Below are 14108 nucleotides of genomic sequence, written 5' to 3'. Positions count from 1 at the left end.
ATGGCAAGCAAAGCGTACCCGGATCGGCCGGACACCGATTTCGGTCTTATCAAGCCCTCGGCCGGAGCCAAGACGAAGGAGGATTGGATCGGCAGCCAGTTGAAGAAGGTCTATGACGACGCTCTTTCAGAGAACATCCCGGACGACATGCTGGATTTGCTGTCCGCCCTGGATCAGGACACTGATCGGGACAGCTCCGACGAGGAGGCCGCTGAATGAACAACGCCCGGTTCAAGCAGGACCTGGTCGATTCGATCCCCAGGTTGCGAGCCTTTGCGCGCTCCATCAGCGGTGATCGCGACCGTGCTGACGATCTGGTCCAGGAAACCCTGGCCAAGGCGATCGCCAACAAGGACAAGTTCACCGAGGGCACCAATCTCACCGCGTGGCTGATCACCATTCTCCGCAACCAGTATTATTCCATCGGCCGCAAGCTGCAGCGGGAAGTCGCCGATCCGGATGGTGAACACGCGGCGTCGCTGGAAAGCAAACCGCAGCAGCCCGAGCACCTCGAACTCAAGGACTTCCTGAGCGCACTCCAGGTGCTACCTGACGATCAACGCGAAGCCCTGATCCTGATCGGTGCCAGCGGCTTTTCCTACGAGGAAGCGGCCGACATCCTGGGCGTGAAGGTCGGCACCGTCAAAAGCCGCGTCTCCCGTGCGCGCCTGCGCCTCGAAGACCTGATGAACGGCAACGAGCATTTCGAGCGTTCCGAGGTTGCGGCCGCGCAATCGGCCGAGCTGATCCAGAACGCCTTGTCGGTCTGAAAATACCCTCCGGACCCGGAGCAACCTCCGCGTCGGATGATCCAGGAAAGGTTCCGGCCCGCATGGCCGGAACCTTGTTCTTTTGAGCGGAGCCGCCATCCATGGAGCTTGCCTATCGGGAAGACGCGCGCGAACAGGCCCTCATGCGCCTTGTCAAAGGCTTCCTGTTCATTCCGGTTTGCATCACGCTCATAGGAGCGTTCCTTTCCTTCGCTGCACTCCTCGTCGACGATTTCGGCTGGCTGAACCCCCTCTTCGATGCCCTCGGCTACAAGACGATCACCACCGACGGTGCCCGCTCGGTTCTGTCGACGATTTCCGGTGCGATGATGTCGGTCATCAGCCTGGTCTACTCCCTGACGCTGATCGTCTTCACACTTGCGGCCGGCAACATTTCCGCCCGGCTTCTGGAAACCTTCGCCAGCAACCGGATCACGCAGATCACCATCGGCCTCCTGGGCGCGACCTTTCTCTATTCGCTGCTTGTGCTGTTCGGCGTCGACGAGTCCAAGGACCTGCGTTTCTCCGTCATTCTGTCCATTGTGTTGGCGGCATCCAGCTTCTTCTGGCTGGTCTATTTCGTGAATGACGTGGCCGGCCGGATCCGGGTCGATGCCGAAATCGGCCGCATCCAGGCCTCTCTACGCACCTCGATCGACGCCCTGCTTGCCAAGGAACCCCGGGAAAAGGCAGATGATCGTGACGGCATACCCGATCTTCCTGTGCACACCGTTCCGTCCAGGCGCAGCGGTTATGTCACCTTCATCGACAGCCACCGGCTGATCGACTTGGCCCGCAGTTGCGACGGCTTCATTGAAGTGCTCGTGACACCGGGAACCTTCGTCATAGAAGGCATGCCGATCGCCAAGCTCGGGACCGAAGCTGGAAAACCGGATCTCTCCAGGGTTCAGCAGACCTTCCGGATCGGCAAGGCCCGCGCTCCGGAAGGCGATATTCAGTTCTCTGTCCACCTGATGGTTGAAATCGCCCTGCGCGCTCTCTCTCCCGGCGTCAACGACAGCTACACGGCGATCAGCGCCATCGATCACCTGTCTGCCTCCTGTGCCCGCATCCTGCAGCGGGGCGCGCCGACGTCGCTGATTGACGACGACGACGGCACACCGCGGGTCTGGCTGACCATATTGGAAGTGCACGAGCTTCTGGAAACGGCCATCGGTCCGCTGCGCCAGGCAGCCAGGACGAACGTGCTGGTGCTCGATCATCTGGTGAAGGCGTTGGAAAAGATGTCGCTCGTTTGCCGGAAGGCCCACTTGCCTCTGGTCCGGCAGCAGATCTTCAAGGTCACCCAGGATGCGCAGCAGTCCCTGCAAAGCCGGCCCGACCGGCAGCAGATCGCGCGCTGCGTGCGCTCTGCCAGGACGCGCCTGCTGGAGAACAGCTGACGCAAAAAGGGCGCCTTGCGGCGCCCTGATTTGGTGAGGTGGACCAGGTCAGATGCCTAGAGCACGTCGCGAAAAAGTGGGTTCCGGTTTTTCGCAGAAAGACGTGCGCCAAAAAGAGTTAAAGCGGGTCGCGTGAATTCAAATGAACGCGACACGCTTTAGACCCTGCGGCCCCTGATTGCGTGCGCGATGGCGGAAATCAGGAACAGGGCGATCGCCACGAAAAAGATAAGCTTGGCGATCGAAACGGCGGTTCCGGCAATACCGCCGAAACCAAGAACGGCTGCAACCAGTGCAACCACAAGAAAGAGAAGAGCCCAGGAAAGCATATCATCCTCCGATATTTGCGATATGGAGTTGAAACGCGGAAACAGGAAAAGAGTTCCAACAATTTTTGCTGCTCGGTATTTTATGTAATCCACTCGAAATATTGTACCGGCCGCACGGAACCATCCTCTTTGAATGGCCGTTTTCCTTCAGGTCAACGAAGGAGACACATCATGGAGTACGGAATTGTCGGGCTGATCATTCTCATTCTGGACGTCTATGCCATCATCAAGATTTTCGGCAGCGGAGCGTCTACCGGGGCCAAACTGCTCTGGACCCTCGGCATCCTTATTTTCCCGGTGGTTGGTTTCATTGTCTGGCTCCTGGCCGGACCGAAGGGATCGAGCAGACTCGCCTAAAATCCAAGAAATAGGGCGGAAATCAAGTCGTCAAATTTTTGGAACCTACACAATCTGAAACTGTTTACTTTCCGCAACTCAAAACCATCAGAAAAACTGACGGGAGTACTAGATATGCTTCGCAATCTTCTTACCACCACAGCTCTTGTAGCCATGGTTTCCACCGCGGCAATCGCCAGCGACACCACTCAGATGCCGGCCGGTACGAGCGTTGATGGCGGGAACAAGGGTGTCTACGAGTTTGAGCTCCATACCCTTTCCCCGGACGCCATCTCCGGCATCCTGGCAACCAACATGATCGGCAAATCGGTCCTGGCCAGCGAGTCTACTGAAGGCGAAGAAATCGGCGACATCAACGACGTTGTCATTGGACGCGACGGCAAGGTTCATGCCGTGGTTGTCGGTGTTGGCGGTTTCCTCGGCATCGGCGAAAAGAACGTCGCACTGGACTTTTCCCGCCTGACCTTCGTCTCGGGTGAAGAAAACAACCTGACCGTCGTCAGTGACGTCTCCCGCGAGGAGCTGGAAAGCGCAACGGCCTATGAGCGGCCGGACTATATCCCCGACTGGACGAGCACGGCCACAATCAGCCAGCAGGAAAGCCAGGCAGCTGACAGCGACCCGATGACCACGGCAAAAGCTCAGACCGACGCTGTGAAGACCGAAGCCGTCGCACCGGTAGCAGGTCAGCCGGTCGATGAAGCGATGACCGGAGAGGACGACTGGACGAGCGAAAAGGTTCGGGTCGACATCGCCACCGTTTCGACCGATGACCTGATCGGCGCGTCCATCTACACCGCCGAAAACACCGATATCGGCGAGATCTCCGAGGTCCTGCTCGACGAGGACGGGAAGGCGAAGGCCGTGATCATCGACGTTGGCGGTTTTCTGGGCTTCAACGAGAAGCCGGTAGCGGTTTCCTATGAAAGCCTGCAGATGTTCGAAACCGAAAACGGCGATCTGCTGGTGACGGCTTCCTTCACCAAGGAGCAGCTGGAAGACGCCGAGGCCTACAACGCGGAAGCCTACAAGGCCGATCCGGATGCGGCGATGCTGAAGAGCTGACGCCGGACATCCGAACCTAAAAAGACGGGTCGCCTTGCGGCCCGTTTTTCTTTGTCTGAATACCCCCCGGACCAGTGCTGCCCGACAACCTTGGGTGAAGTCAGCTTTTCAAATCTGTCAGCACTTGCCCTGGCCATGCCGTTGTATGCCTGGCACACACCATCCTTGCCCCGATCCTCTCTCCCTCTCTTCCTTTCCGACAAGGCCATTACGGAACAACGCTCCGCGCTCACGCAGCCGATTGGGCGAGAGAGACGAAATGCCGTCTGCTGGCTCACTCGAGCACATCTGATCCCGGCAAGGGAAGAGACCTGAGACCTGGAAGGCTCGCCCTGCCCCACCCTACCCTTCCCTTCCCTTCCCTTCCCTTCCCTTCCGTTCGCGGGAAGTTGACCACTGCGAGAGAAGATCCCAGGCCAGACGATGGAATGAAGCCCCATCTTGATTGACAAAATCACATCGCCCGCCAGATGGCCGAGCCCTCGCGTTCAGCACGAAAGTGCCGCCCCGGGAAAGCGTCAATGCCGGGAAGGCGTCAATGAATGACACGTGAGGCGCTAATGCATGAGTGATTGGTGAGGAACCGCGCCTGTTCGCGGCGTGCCGAATATGAGGCCTTTGATGTTCAATCGCAGTAAATTGCATCCGTCTTGCCTTCCTCCGTCGAACCGAGGCAGGTCCGGGATTTCCGGCAAGCAGTTGGAGAGGCAGCTATGCCGGACGGCTTATTGCTTTCCTTTGCAAGGACGCGTCCTGCCGTTTGCGTTTGCCTCTTGATGTAAGAAGCCACCCATTGGTGCCCCCGGCTGTAGCGGGCACGCCGTGGCTGCGAGTCAAAACAAAAGGGCCGGCGAAGCCGGCCCTTTGTCAGTCTGTGTGTGATGTCAACTCATCGATTGCAGCGTCAGCTTGCTGACCCCGAGGGTCATGTTGACACCGGTCTGGCCTTCGACGCTGACCGGATTGAGGCCAATCGACTTGTCGAAGCCGCCAATGAGCGCGTTGGCCTTCAGGCCTGCACCGAAGCTGGCGCCGGCGGTGACCCCGCCATAGGTGCCTTCAAGTGCGCCGGCTTCCATGTCGGCAGTCGGGGCGACCACGCCCCAGACAAGGGTCGCTTCGTCGGTGATGCCGATGTCGAGGCCGTATTCACTCACCGTGCCGGTGTAAAGTGCCGTCTCGCCGCCACCGACCGGTTCGTAGGTGCAGTTGAGCGTGGCGTTGGATCCGACGATAAAGTTGGTTTCTCCCTCGACGGCGCAGGTCAGCGTGCCGACCTTGACGCCTGCGCCCTTGTCTTCCGCCATGGCGTTGGCGGCGAACAGGGTGGCACCCGAAAGGGCCAGGGCAAGTGCAGCGCAGCGTTTCATCGAATTCTTCTCCTTTGTGTCAGCAGACCAACGGACCGGAGTCCGGTCCATTGGCCTGTTCCTGTCAGACCGACGGTGTCGTTGACGGGCCGACTGGAAAACGAACGGAGTTAAGGAGAGTTCCAAAAAAATCTGTGCCGGCGATGACGAGACCGCAGGCAATTGCCCACTGGACCTGAAGATTTGGACCTGCGCCGGTGTCGCGCCCGCGTCAGGTAATGACGTCCGGCTCGGCCCGGCCGAGGCGATCAAGCTGCGACATCTCGCGCGCTGCCTGAATGACCGGAGCGAGCGCTGCCTGCGTGTCCTGGTAAAGCTTCGACGCGTCGGTTTCCAGGTTTTCCAGATAGATGCGCAACGTCGCGCCAACGGTCCCCGTGCCCGACAGGCGGAAGACGGCCCGGGCACCGCCGTCAAACAGGATGCGGATGCCCTGCTGCAGGCTCTTCGAGCCGTCGACCGGATCCAGATAGGCGAAATCATCGCAAGCAGAAACCGTGAGGCCGGAGAAGGTCTTGCCGGGAAACTCCATCAGTTTGGCCCTCAGGCCGCTCACAAGCTGATTGGCATCGTCCGTCGGCACGGCCTCGTAGTCGTGGCGGGAATAGTAGTTCCGGCCGAAACGCTGCCAATGGGCCGACATCATGTCCTTCACGCTGAGGCGGGTTTCGGCCAGGATATTGAGCCAGAGAAGCACGGCCCAGAGCCCGTCCTTTTCGCGCACGTGGTCGGATCCCGTGCCCGCGCTTTCCTCGCCGCAGAGTGTCACCTTGCCGGCATCCAGAAGATTGCCGAAGAACTTCCAGCCGGTCGGCGTCTCGTAGTGCCCGATGCCGAGCGCTTCCGCCACCCGGTCGGCGGCGGTGCTCGTCGGCATGGAGCGGGCAACACCCGCGAGGCCTTTCGCATAGCCCGGCGCCAGATGGGCGTTGGCGGCCAGAACGGCCAGGCTGTCGGACGGGGTCACGTAGACGCCCTTGCCGAGGATCATGTTGCGGTCGCCATCGCCATCGGAAGCCGCCGCAAAATCGGGCGCCTCGGCGGACATCACCAGATCGACGAGCGGCTTGGCCCAGACCGGGTTCGGATCCGGATGGCCGCCGCCGAAATCGACCGACGGAACGGCGTTCATCACCGTGCCTGCCGGTGCGCCGAGCTCGCCTTCAAGGATCGCCTTGGCATAGGGCCCGGTGACGGCATGCATCGCATCGAACCGCATGGTGAAGCCCTCGGCAAAGAGTTTCCGGATCTTGCCGAAGTCGAAAAGCTGCCCCATCAGGGCGGCATAGTCGGCGACGGGATCGACGATCTCGACCGTCATGCCGCCGAGATCCGAGGTGCCGAGTGCGGTCAGGTTGAGGTCGGGCGCGTCGAAGATCCTGTAGCCGGTGATGGACCTGGTCTGCGAGAAGATCTCCTCGGTGATGCCTTCCGGTGCCGGGCCGCCGTTGGCGACATTGTATTTGAGGCCGAAATCCTCGTCGATCCCGCCGGGATTGTGGCTCGCCGAGAGCACCAGGCCGCCATTCGCCTTGCGCTGGCGGATGAGGTTGGAGACGGCCGGGGTCGACAGCAGGCCGTCCTGACCGACGATCACCTTTGCCGCACCGTTCGCCGCCGCCATCTTCAGGATGATCTGGATGGCCTCGCGGTTGAAATAGCGGCCATCGCCACCGACGACGAAGGTCTTGCCCTCCGCCCCGCCGATGCTGTTGAAGATCGCCTGGACGAAACATTCGACATAGCCCGGCTCCATGAAAACGCGGGTTTTCTTGCGCAAGCCGGAAGTTCCCGGCTTCTGGCCCTCGAAGGGTCCTGCCTGAATGGTCCGAACAGTCATCTTATTTCTCCCTGGATCGTCCTGCAGCCGGCTGACCGCAAGCAGGATCGTCTTACACATCCAAATCAATCAACATTTTGACACCCAGGCCGATCAGCAGGGGGCCGGCTATCTGACTGCCTTGGCCTCCCTGCGGCCCCCCTCACGCATGATCGCGCTCAAACCTTCAAGCTGCGGCAGGTTTGGAAGCTCCTCGACAGGAACTCCGTGGCGCCGCACCCAGTTGGGATGTTCGCTGACCGTGCTCGGCAGGTTCTGGGCTTCCCTCTCTCCGAGAATATCGTCCAGCTGCACGGCGACAAGTTCGGCCGGCGACTGGCTGAGCGTTGCATGCATCGCATCCCGAAAGGCTTCGCCATCCTGCGCTCTTCGGTATGCCGCAGGTGCATTCGCAAGGAGGCCGGCCGCCTCGCTCTGACGTTCCTGCTGCTTGGCCGGCTTTTCTTCCGGCGTGATCCAGCCGAGTCGTTCCCACCAGTCAATGTCTGCGCCTTCAAAATAGCCGCGCAGTGTCGGCGTGTCGTGGGTGGCAAAACACGCGAGCGAGCGCTTGCGCAGGTTCGCCGGGTCATGCAGGACGCCGTCGGTCTTCTCGTATTGCAGTACGGAGTACCCATAAAAGCCGAGATCGCGCAGTTCGTCACGAAACTGGTCCGGCACCAATCCAAGATCCTCGCCGACCACGATCGTATCCGACCGCGTCGCCTCGATGGCGACGATGGCAGCAAGCGTGCGGAAGGGCTGGCTGATATAGCCCCCCGGACTGCCATCCGAAGGCACCCAGAAACTGCGTTTCAGCCCAAGCACATGATCGATGCGCAACAGGCCGCAGTGGCGCATGTTCCGTTGCAGCAGACCGCGCAGCGCCGCGTATCGGTCGCTGGCCAGCTTGCGCGGCGCATAGGCCGCTAGGTTCCAGTTCTGGCCCGCGGGGCTGAGATAATCCGGCGGCGCGCCGATGGAGACGTTCTCGGCAAGGCTTCCCCGCTCGCACCAGCTTTCCGCGCCGCCAAGCCGGGAACCGACGGCAAGATCGAGATAAAGCCCGACACGCATGCCGGCGGCGAGGGCGGACTTCTGGGCGGAATAGAGCTGAAGATCGGCAAGCCACTGCAGCCAGATGTGAAACCCCATCCGCGCCTGCAGTTCGTCGGTGACGACAACCGCTTCCTTCTGCCGGAGCTCGGCGGGCCATTGCCGCCAATCGGAGCCGTGCTGCTCGCTGAGGCTCTCGAAGAGTGCGAAATCCTCAAGCGCGGCGCCTTCTTCCCGGCGGAAGCCGTCGAAGTCGGAAAGCAGAAAGTCGGGCGCCTCCGCCAGAAAGGCCACGTAGGCTTTTTCCAGAAGCGGCGCCAGCAGCGCTCTGTGAGCGGCATAGTCCACCCGCTCGCCCTTCCGCAGGCTCTCGAAAGCCGGGTGCTGCTGCGTGAGCAACGCGGTCACGGACGAGCAAAAGCGGAAGAGCTCCCTCATCTTCTCCAGCGCTATATGCCAGGGATTGAGGAAGCCGCGATGGGTCGGCGAATAGGGGCTGATAATCTCCTTCTCGCTCCAGCCCAGCGCATGCACCGGATTGATGCCGTAGAATGCGGCCCCGCCAGGCGCCAGGGCCGCGCCCATGTCACCAAGATCGCCATAGTCGCCAACACCGAAATTGCGCTTCGAGCGAAGGCCGTAGATCGTTCCGGTAACACCCCAGGTCCGGCCGAGGCCCCGGTCGCCAAGCGTCGGCAAAGTCTCCGGCGCGGCGATCAGAAGAACCGACTGAGTGGAGTATCCAAGTTTCAGATGCAGATCGTGCAGGCCCGGCGGCAAAGGCGGAAATTTCACATGGCCGGTGCTGCGCCCCCCCGTCAGCCGGTCGCCCGTTTCCAGGACAATTTCCCATTCCGCGCCTTCCGGCAACGGGAGGTCTGTGGTCCGTTCGCTTGGGAGGACAATCTCGTCCTCGACGATCCTTGTTACTTCCTCCGCCTCCAGCGCCGCAAGCGTCTCCCACGCCTCGGCATCGGTTGCCGCCGGCAGCCCGCAGGCGGCGAGCAATGCGCGACGGGTTTCGGGTGCGGTCGGGCGGACGATGTTCTGCAGGTCCCGGAATTCGCCGAAGATCCCGGCCTTTGCCGACAGGATGTCGAGAACACTGTCCGGGGTCACAGCATCGACCCCTGCAAGGTTCCGAGCACAAGTGCATTGAGGCTCTTGCCTTCCACCCAAAGGTGGCCGTTGGTCAGTGGCACGGCTTCGCCTCCGGATGGATTGGCCGTGTCGATGCTGTGGATCCAGACTGTGCCTTCCGGCTTTGGCGGCAGCTTGACGTTCGCCCGCTGAGTATCGCGGTTGAAGACCACGAAGACGGTGTCGTACTCGTCCTTGAAGTCCGGCGCCTCGGCCGCATAGCGCACAAGCAGGCAGAGGCTCGAGAGGCCCGGGTCGCGCCAATTCAGCGGATTGCCTTCCAGGTCCCACCATTCCACGTCCGGCAGCCCGTCCGCCGGCCGTCTGCCCGCATGCAGGAAATAGGGTTGGCGTACGGTGCTGTGCGCGGCGCGGAAGGCTGTCAGCTTCTGCACGAAGGCCAGGAGGTCCTCGTCCGCCTCGCCCCAGTTGACCCAGCCGATCGGATTGTCCTGGCAATAGGCGTTGTTGTTGCCGTGCTGGCTGTTGCCGATCTCGTCACCGGCCAGCAGCATCGGTGTGCCCTGGCTCAGGAACAGCGTTGCCAGCATGTTGCGCTTGCGCCGCTGGCGTCGCGCCAGGATGTCCGGATCGTCCGTCCTGCCCTCGACGCCGAAATTATCGGAATAGTTCGCCCCGTGGCCGTCCTGGTTGTTCTCCAGATTGGCGTCGTTGTGGCGTTTGGCGTAGGACGCAACGTCATTGAGCGTGAAGCCGTCGTGGGAAGCAACGAAGTTGATCGACGACCAGGCTCGGCGGCCGTTGCGGTCGAATTTCTCGGCAGACCCCAGCAGCCGCGCACCCAGTTCCTGCGCGGCATGAGCATCGCCGCGCCAGAACTTGCGGATCGTGTCGCGTGCCGTGTCGTTCCATTCGGCAAATTCCGGCGTGAACTCACCAAGCCGGTAACCGCCCGGACCGATGTCCCAGGGTTCCGCGATCAGCTTGACACCCGCGAGCACCGGATCCTGCCTCAGCGCATCGAAGAAGCTGCCGTTCGGATCGAAGCCATGGTTTTCACGCCCCATTGTCGTCGCCAGATCAAAGCGGAACCCGTCGATGCCCATGACGGTGACCCAGTAGCGCAGGCTGTCCATGACAAGGCGCAGCACCTGCGGATGGGAGACATTCACCGTGTTGCCGCAGCCGGTGTCGTTGACATAGTAGCGTGGCTGGCCGTTGATCAGGCGGTAATAGGAGGCATTGTCGAGACCGCGGAAACAGAGCGTCGGGCCGCGGTGATCGCCCTCTGCCGTGTGATTGTAGACGACGTCCAGAATGACCTCGATGCCGGCCGCATGAAAGCGGCGCACCATCTCCCGGAAACCGGCTATGCCGGCAGGCCCGAAATAACGCGGCTCGGCGGCAAAGAAGCCGACGCTGTTGTAGCCCCAATAGTTCCTGAGCCCCTTGTCGAGCAGGAAGCTGTCGTCGACAAAGGCATGAATGGGCATGATTTCGACCGTCGTGACGCCGAGCTTTTGCAGATGCTCCAGAACCGGTTCGGAGGCGAGGCCTTCATAGGTACCCCGCAGGGCCGCCTCGACCCCGGGATGCTCCATCGTCATGCCCTTTACATGGGTCTCGTAGATGAAGGCCTCTTCCCACGGATGGCCGGGATGATTGCCGAGCGGTGTGAAGAGCGCAGGATCGGAGACGACGGATTTCGGCACGAAGGGCGCGCTGTCGCGGGTATCGAAACTGAGATCCTGGGCGCTTGACACAGGGTCGTAGCCATAGACCTGGTGGACGTTCGACCACTTGCCCTCGATCTCGCGCGCATAGGGATCGAGCAACAGCTTGTGGGGATTGAACCTGTGGCCGTTTTCCGGTGCATAAGTGCCATGGGCACGGTAGCCGTAAAGCGCGCCCGCCGGCAGACCCGCCAGATAGCCGTGCCAGATCGGACCGGTCCGTTCCGGCAGCGTATACCTTGCGATCTCCGATTGATCGTCGCGGGAGAAGAGGCACACTTCTATCCTTGAAGCGTTTTCCGAAAACACCGCAAAATTGACGCCGCCACCGTCGAGCTGCGCACCAAGCTTGTGCGGTGTGCCTGAACGCATTCTGATTGCCATGACGTCAAGCCTTCCCGGACTTCACGGCGAGCTCTTCATAAAGCGCTGCGTAGGACTTTGCCGAACTTTCCCAGCCGACTGGATGCTTCATCGCCCGGCGGACCATCGCCGACCAGACCTGCGGCTGGGAATAGAGATCGCAAGCACGGTGGATGGCATCCGCCAGCGCTTCCGCGGTCACCGGCGAGAACTGGAGGCCGGTGGCACAGTCGGCGGCAAGGGCCGCTTCGTTCGCATCGATAACCGTATCGGCCAGTCCGCCTGTGCGCGAGACGACCGGAATGGTGCCATAGCGCAGGCCGTAGAGCTGGGTCAGGCCACAGGGCTCGAAGCGGGAGGGGATCAGGATGGCATCGGCGCCGCCCTGCATCAGGTGCGACAGCGCCTCGTCATAGCCGATCACCGTACCGACCTGGCCGGGATACCGGCGCGTTGCCGCCAGGAAACTGTCTTCCAGTTGCTTGTCACCGGCCCCCAGCAGAGCCAGTGCCGCACCGCGCCCGGTCAGGTCCGGCAGGACATCAACCAGCAAATCGAGCCCCTTTTGCGATGTCAGCCGGCTGACAACGCAAAAGAGCGGAGCGTCCTTCGGCGCGTCGATACCGAAACGCCGGGCAAGCTCCTCGCGGGCGAGCACCTTCTTCTTGAGCGACCGAACATTGTAGCCTGCAGGCAGTGCCGGATCGGTGTCCGGGTTCCAGACTTCGAGGTCGATGCCGTTGAGGATGCCGGAAAGATCCGTCCGGCGGGCCTGGAGAACGCCTTCCAGCCCCATGCCGAATTCGGAGCTCATCAGTTCGCGGGCATAGGTCGGGCTGACCGTCGAGACTTTCTCGCTGAAAATCAGTGCCGCCTTCAGAAAGCTGATGCGGCCGTAATATTCGATCCCGTCCGGGGTGAAGTAGCTCGGCGAGATACCGAGCTTTTCCAAGAGGCCGGCATCGAAGAGGCCCTGGAAAGCGACATTGTGGATGGAAACGACGCAAGGAACGTTGCAGCCGCGCTGACGCAGGTAAAGCGGGATGAGACCTGCCTGCCAGTCATGGACGTGGACGATGTCCGGCGTCCACTTGCCCGCCCCCTTCTCGGCGATATCGGCACCGGCGATGCAGAGCGCGCCGAACCGGATGGCATTGTCGCCCCAGTCCTTGCCGTCGGGCCCGAGATAGATGTTCCCGGGCCGGTCGAAGAGGTGCTTTGCCTCCAGCAGCAGAAGGTCAAGGCCCTCCGCCTTGACCTCCACCACGCGGGCAGGCCCGCCCATCAGACTGTCGTACCGGGTGACCTCCCTGCCCTTCGCGGCCAGATCCGACAGGGCCGGATAGGCAGGCAGGAGAACACGAATGCGCACACCCTGCCCGGCTAGCGCCTTGGGCACGGCACTGATCACGTCGGCAAGACCGCCGGTCTTGACGAAAGGTGCGCATTCGGACCCGACGAACAGGACTTCCATCAGTTATGTATCCAATTGATCAATCATGGTTTTGGTTATCAGGCAGATCCCGCCCGGACTGCGCCGGAACCGCTTTGCGTCCAGGTCCGGATCTTCCCCGACCACGAGGCCTTCCGGGATTTTAACGCCCCGGTCAAGCACAACGTTGGTGAGGCGGGCGTTGCGGCCAATCTCGGCAAAGGGCAAGGCCACCACACCTTCAAGCGTCGCGAAGGAATGGGTCTTCACGCCGGTGAAGAGCAGGCACTGGTCCAGCGTCGAGCCCGAGATGATGCAGCCGCCCGAGACCATGGACGAGGTCGCAAGGCCTCTGCGGCCCTCCTCGTTGTGAATGAACTTTGCCGGCGGCGTCAGTTCCGAATAGGTCCAGATCGGCCAGTCGTTGGAGTAGATATCCAGTTCCGGCGTGAAGTCCGTAAGGTCGATATTGGCCTGCCAGAAGGCATCGACCGTGCCGACATCGCGCCAGTAGGGCTCCTTTTCCAGTCCGGTCATGACGCAGGAGCGCGAGAAGGGATGGGCCATCGCCTTGCCGCTCTTAACGATCTTCGGAATGATGTCCTTGCCGAAATCGTTGGAGGAGTTGGGATCGGCGGCATCTTCCCGCAGGATGTCCAGCAGGTACGCAGTCTCAAAGACATAGATGCCCATGGAGGCCAGCGAGAGATCGGGGTGCCCCGGCATCGCGGGCGGATCGGACGGCTTTTCGACAAAGGCAATGATGTTGTCCTTGTCGTCCACATGCATGACGCCGAAGCCCTTGGCTTCTTCACGCGGAACTTCGACGCAGCCGACGGTCACATCGGCGCCCGATTCCACATGCTGTTGGATCATCAGCGAATAATCCTGCTTGTAGATGTGGTCGCCTGCCAGAACCAGGATGTATTTCGGCTCCAGGCTCATGATGATGTCGATGTTCTGCGTCACCGCATCGGCGGTGCCCTTGTACCAGTTTTCCTCGTCCAGGCGTTGGGAGGCGGGCAGGATGTCGAGCGACTCGTTGCGTTCGGCCCGGAAGAACGACCAGCCGCGCTGCAGATGGCGGATCAGGCTGTGGGCCTTGTACTGCGTGGCAACGCCAAGACGGCGGATACCGGAATTGACGGCGTTTGAAAGGGCAAAGTCGATGATCCTGGTCTTGCCGCCGAAATAGACCGCAGGTTTCGCCCGCCGGTCGGTCAGTTCCATCAGCCGGCTGCCGCGTCCGCCCGCAAGCACGAAGGCCATGGTCTGCTGTGCCAGTCTTTGAGATTCGATGGTCATGTCGT

12 protein-coding genes are annotated in these 14108 nt (G+C 61.4%); 5 read left to right on the top strand and 7 right to left on the bottom strand.

Going from position 1 to position 14108, the window contains the following annotated elements; translation table 11 throughout:
• The 3 genes from ACX3M4_RS24910 to ACX3M4_RS24900 all read left to right on the top strand — a co-directional run bounded on the left by ACX3M4_RS24910 (position 1) and on the right by ACX3M4_RS24900 (position 2173).
• Positions 1 to 219 (top strand): NepR family anti-sigma factor, encoded by a 219-nt coding sequence (locus ACX3M4_RS24910; RefSeq protein ID WP_459355666.1) that lies wholly within the window; start codon positions 1 to 3, stop codon positions 217 to 219.
• Positions 216 to 770 (top strand): sigma-70 family RNA polymerase sigma factor, encoded by a 555-nt coding sequence (locus tag ACX3M4_RS24905; protein WP_459355665.1) that lies wholly within the window; start codon positions 216 to 218, stop codon positions 768 to 770. The genes ACX3M4_RS24910 and ACX3M4_RS24905 overlap by 4 nt, the downstream gene beginning before the upstream one ends.
• A gap of 101 nt (positions 771 to 871) precedes the next feature.
• On the top strand, positions 872 to 2173 hold the full coding sequence (locus ACX3M4_RS24900; protein ID WP_459355664.1) for a DUF2254 domain-containing protein: 1302 nt from the start codon (positions 872 to 874) through the stop codon (positions 2171 to 2173).
• 158 nt (positions 2174 to 2331) lie between these two features.
• Here ACX3M4_RS24900 and ACX3M4_RS24895 read toward each other — a convergent pair whose 3' ends face one another.
• Positions 2332 to 2502 (bottom strand): DUF1328 domain-containing protein, encoded by a 171-nt coding sequence (locus ACX3M4_RS24895; protein ID WP_459355663.1) that lies wholly within the window; start codon positions 2500 to 2502, stop codon positions 2332 to 2334.
• A 171-nt stretch (positions 2503 to 2673) separates the two neighbouring features.
• Between ACX3M4_RS24895 and ACX3M4_RS24890 the strand changes: the two genes are divergently transcribed.
• Positions 2674 to 2859, top strand: a complete 186-nt coding sequence (locus ACX3M4_RS24890) for a PLD nuclease N-terminal domain-containing protein (protein WP_459355662.1) — start codon at positions 2674 to 2676, stop codon at positions 2857 to 2859.
• 114 nt (positions 2860 to 2973) lie between these two features.
• Positions 2974 to 3924, top strand: a complete 951-nt coding sequence (locus tag ACX3M4_RS24885) for a PRC-barrel domain-containing protein (RefSeq protein WP_459355661.1) — start codon at positions 2974 to 2976, stop codon at positions 3922 to 3924.
• A gap of 884 nt (positions 3925 to 4808) precedes the next feature.
• On the opposite strand, the gene ACX3M4_RS24880 is transcribed toward ACX3M4_RS24885, so the two are convergent.
• The 6 genes from ACX3M4_RS24880 to glgC all read right to left on the bottom strand — a co-directional run bounded on the left by ACX3M4_RS24880 (position 4809) and on the right by glgC (position 14103).
• Entirely contained in the window at positions 4809 to 5294 is a 486-nt protein-coding gene (locus ACX3M4_RS24880) for a DUF992 domain-containing protein (protein ID WP_459355660.1), read from the bottom strand.
• A gap of 211 nt (positions 5295 to 5505) precedes the next feature.
• Positions 5506 to 7134, bottom strand: a complete 1629-nt coding sequence (locus ACX3M4_RS24875; RefSeq protein WP_459355659.1) for an alpha-D-glucose phosphate-specific phosphoglucomutase — start codon at positions 7132 to 7134, stop codon at positions 5506 to 5508.
• 108 nt (positions 7135 to 7242) lie between these two features.
• Positions 7243 to 9288, bottom strand: a complete 2046-nt coding sequence (gene malQ, locus ACX3M4_RS24870; protein ID WP_459355658.1) for a 4-alpha-glucanotransferase — start codon at positions 9286 to 9288, stop codon at positions 7243 to 7245.
• Complete coding sequence (gene glgX / locus ACX3M4_RS24865; RefSeq protein WP_459355657.1) at positions 9285 to 11387, bottom strand: glycogen debranching protein GlgX; 2103 nt, start codon at positions 11385 to 11387, stop codon at positions 9285 to 9287. Before glgX ends, malQ begins: the two co-directional genes overlap by 4 nt.
• 4 nt (positions 11388 to 11391) lie before the next feature.
• Complete coding sequence (gene glgA, locus ACX3M4_RS24860) at positions 11392 to 12840, bottom strand: glycogen synthase GlgA (protein WP_459355656.1); 1449 nt, start codon at positions 12838 to 12840, stop codon at positions 11392 to 11394.
• A gap of 3 nt (positions 12841 to 12843) precedes the next feature.
• Positions 12844 to 14103, bottom strand: coding sequence for a glucose-1-phosphate adenylyltransferase (gene glgC / locus ACX3M4_RS24855; protein ID WP_459355655.1), 1260 nt, complete (start codon positions 14101 to 14103; stop codon positions 12844 to 12846).
• Positions 14104 to 14108: the final 5 nt, after the last annotated feature.

It is taken from the genome of Roseibium sp. M-1, from assembly GCF_054515675.1.
This window is presented reverse-complemented; position numbering and strand designations above follow the sequence as displayed.

What these genes read in the sequence shown, in the direction of transcription:
- ACX3M4_RS24910 (WP_459355666.1), top strand. Translation starts at nt 1, where the DNA reads ATGGCAAGCAAAGCGTACCCGGATCGGCCGGACACCGATTTCGGTCTT.
- ACX3M4_RS24905 (WP_459355665.1), top strand. Translation starts at nt 216, where the DNA reads ATGAACAACGCCCGGTTCAAGCAGGACCTGGTCGATTCGATCCCCAGG.
- ACX3M4_RS24900 (WP_459355664.1), top strand. Translation starts at nt 872, where the DNA reads ATGGAGCTTGCCTATCGGGAAGACGCGCGCGAACAGGCCCTCATGCGC.
- ACX3M4_RS24895 (WP_459355663.1), bottom strand. Translation starts at nt 2,502, where the DNA reads ATGCTTTCCTGGGCTCTTCTCTTTCTTGTGGTTGCACTGGTTGCAGCC.
- ACX3M4_RS24890 (WP_459355662.1), top strand. Translation starts at nt 2,674, where the DNA reads ATGGAGTACGGAATTGTCGGGCTGATCATTCTCATTCTGGACGTCTAT.
- ACX3M4_RS24885 (WP_459355661.1), top strand. Translation starts at nt 2,974, where the DNA reads ATGCTTCGCAATCTTCTTACCACCACAGCTCTTGTAGCCATGGTTTCC.
- ACX3M4_RS24880 (WP_459355660.1), bottom strand. Translation starts at nt 5,294, where the DNA reads ATGAAACGCTGCGCTGCACTTGCCCTGGCCCTTTCGGGTGCCACCCTG.
- ACX3M4_RS24875 (WP_459355659.1), bottom strand. Translation starts at nt 7,134, where the DNA reads ATGACTGTTCGGACCATTCAGGCAGGACCCTTCGAGGGCCAGAAGCCG.
- glgX (WP_459355657.1), bottom strand. Translation starts at nt 11,387, where the DNA reads ATGGCAATCAGAATGCGTTCAGGCACACCGCACAAGCTTGGTGCGCAG.
- glgA (WP_459355656.1), bottom strand. Translation starts at nt 12,840, where the DNA reads ATGGAAGTCCTGTTCGTCGGGTCCGAATGCGCACCTTTCGTCAAGACC.
- glgC (WP_459355655.1), bottom strand. Translation starts at nt 14,103, where the DNA reads ATGACCATCGAATCTCAAAGACTGGCACAGCAGACCATGGCCTTCGTG.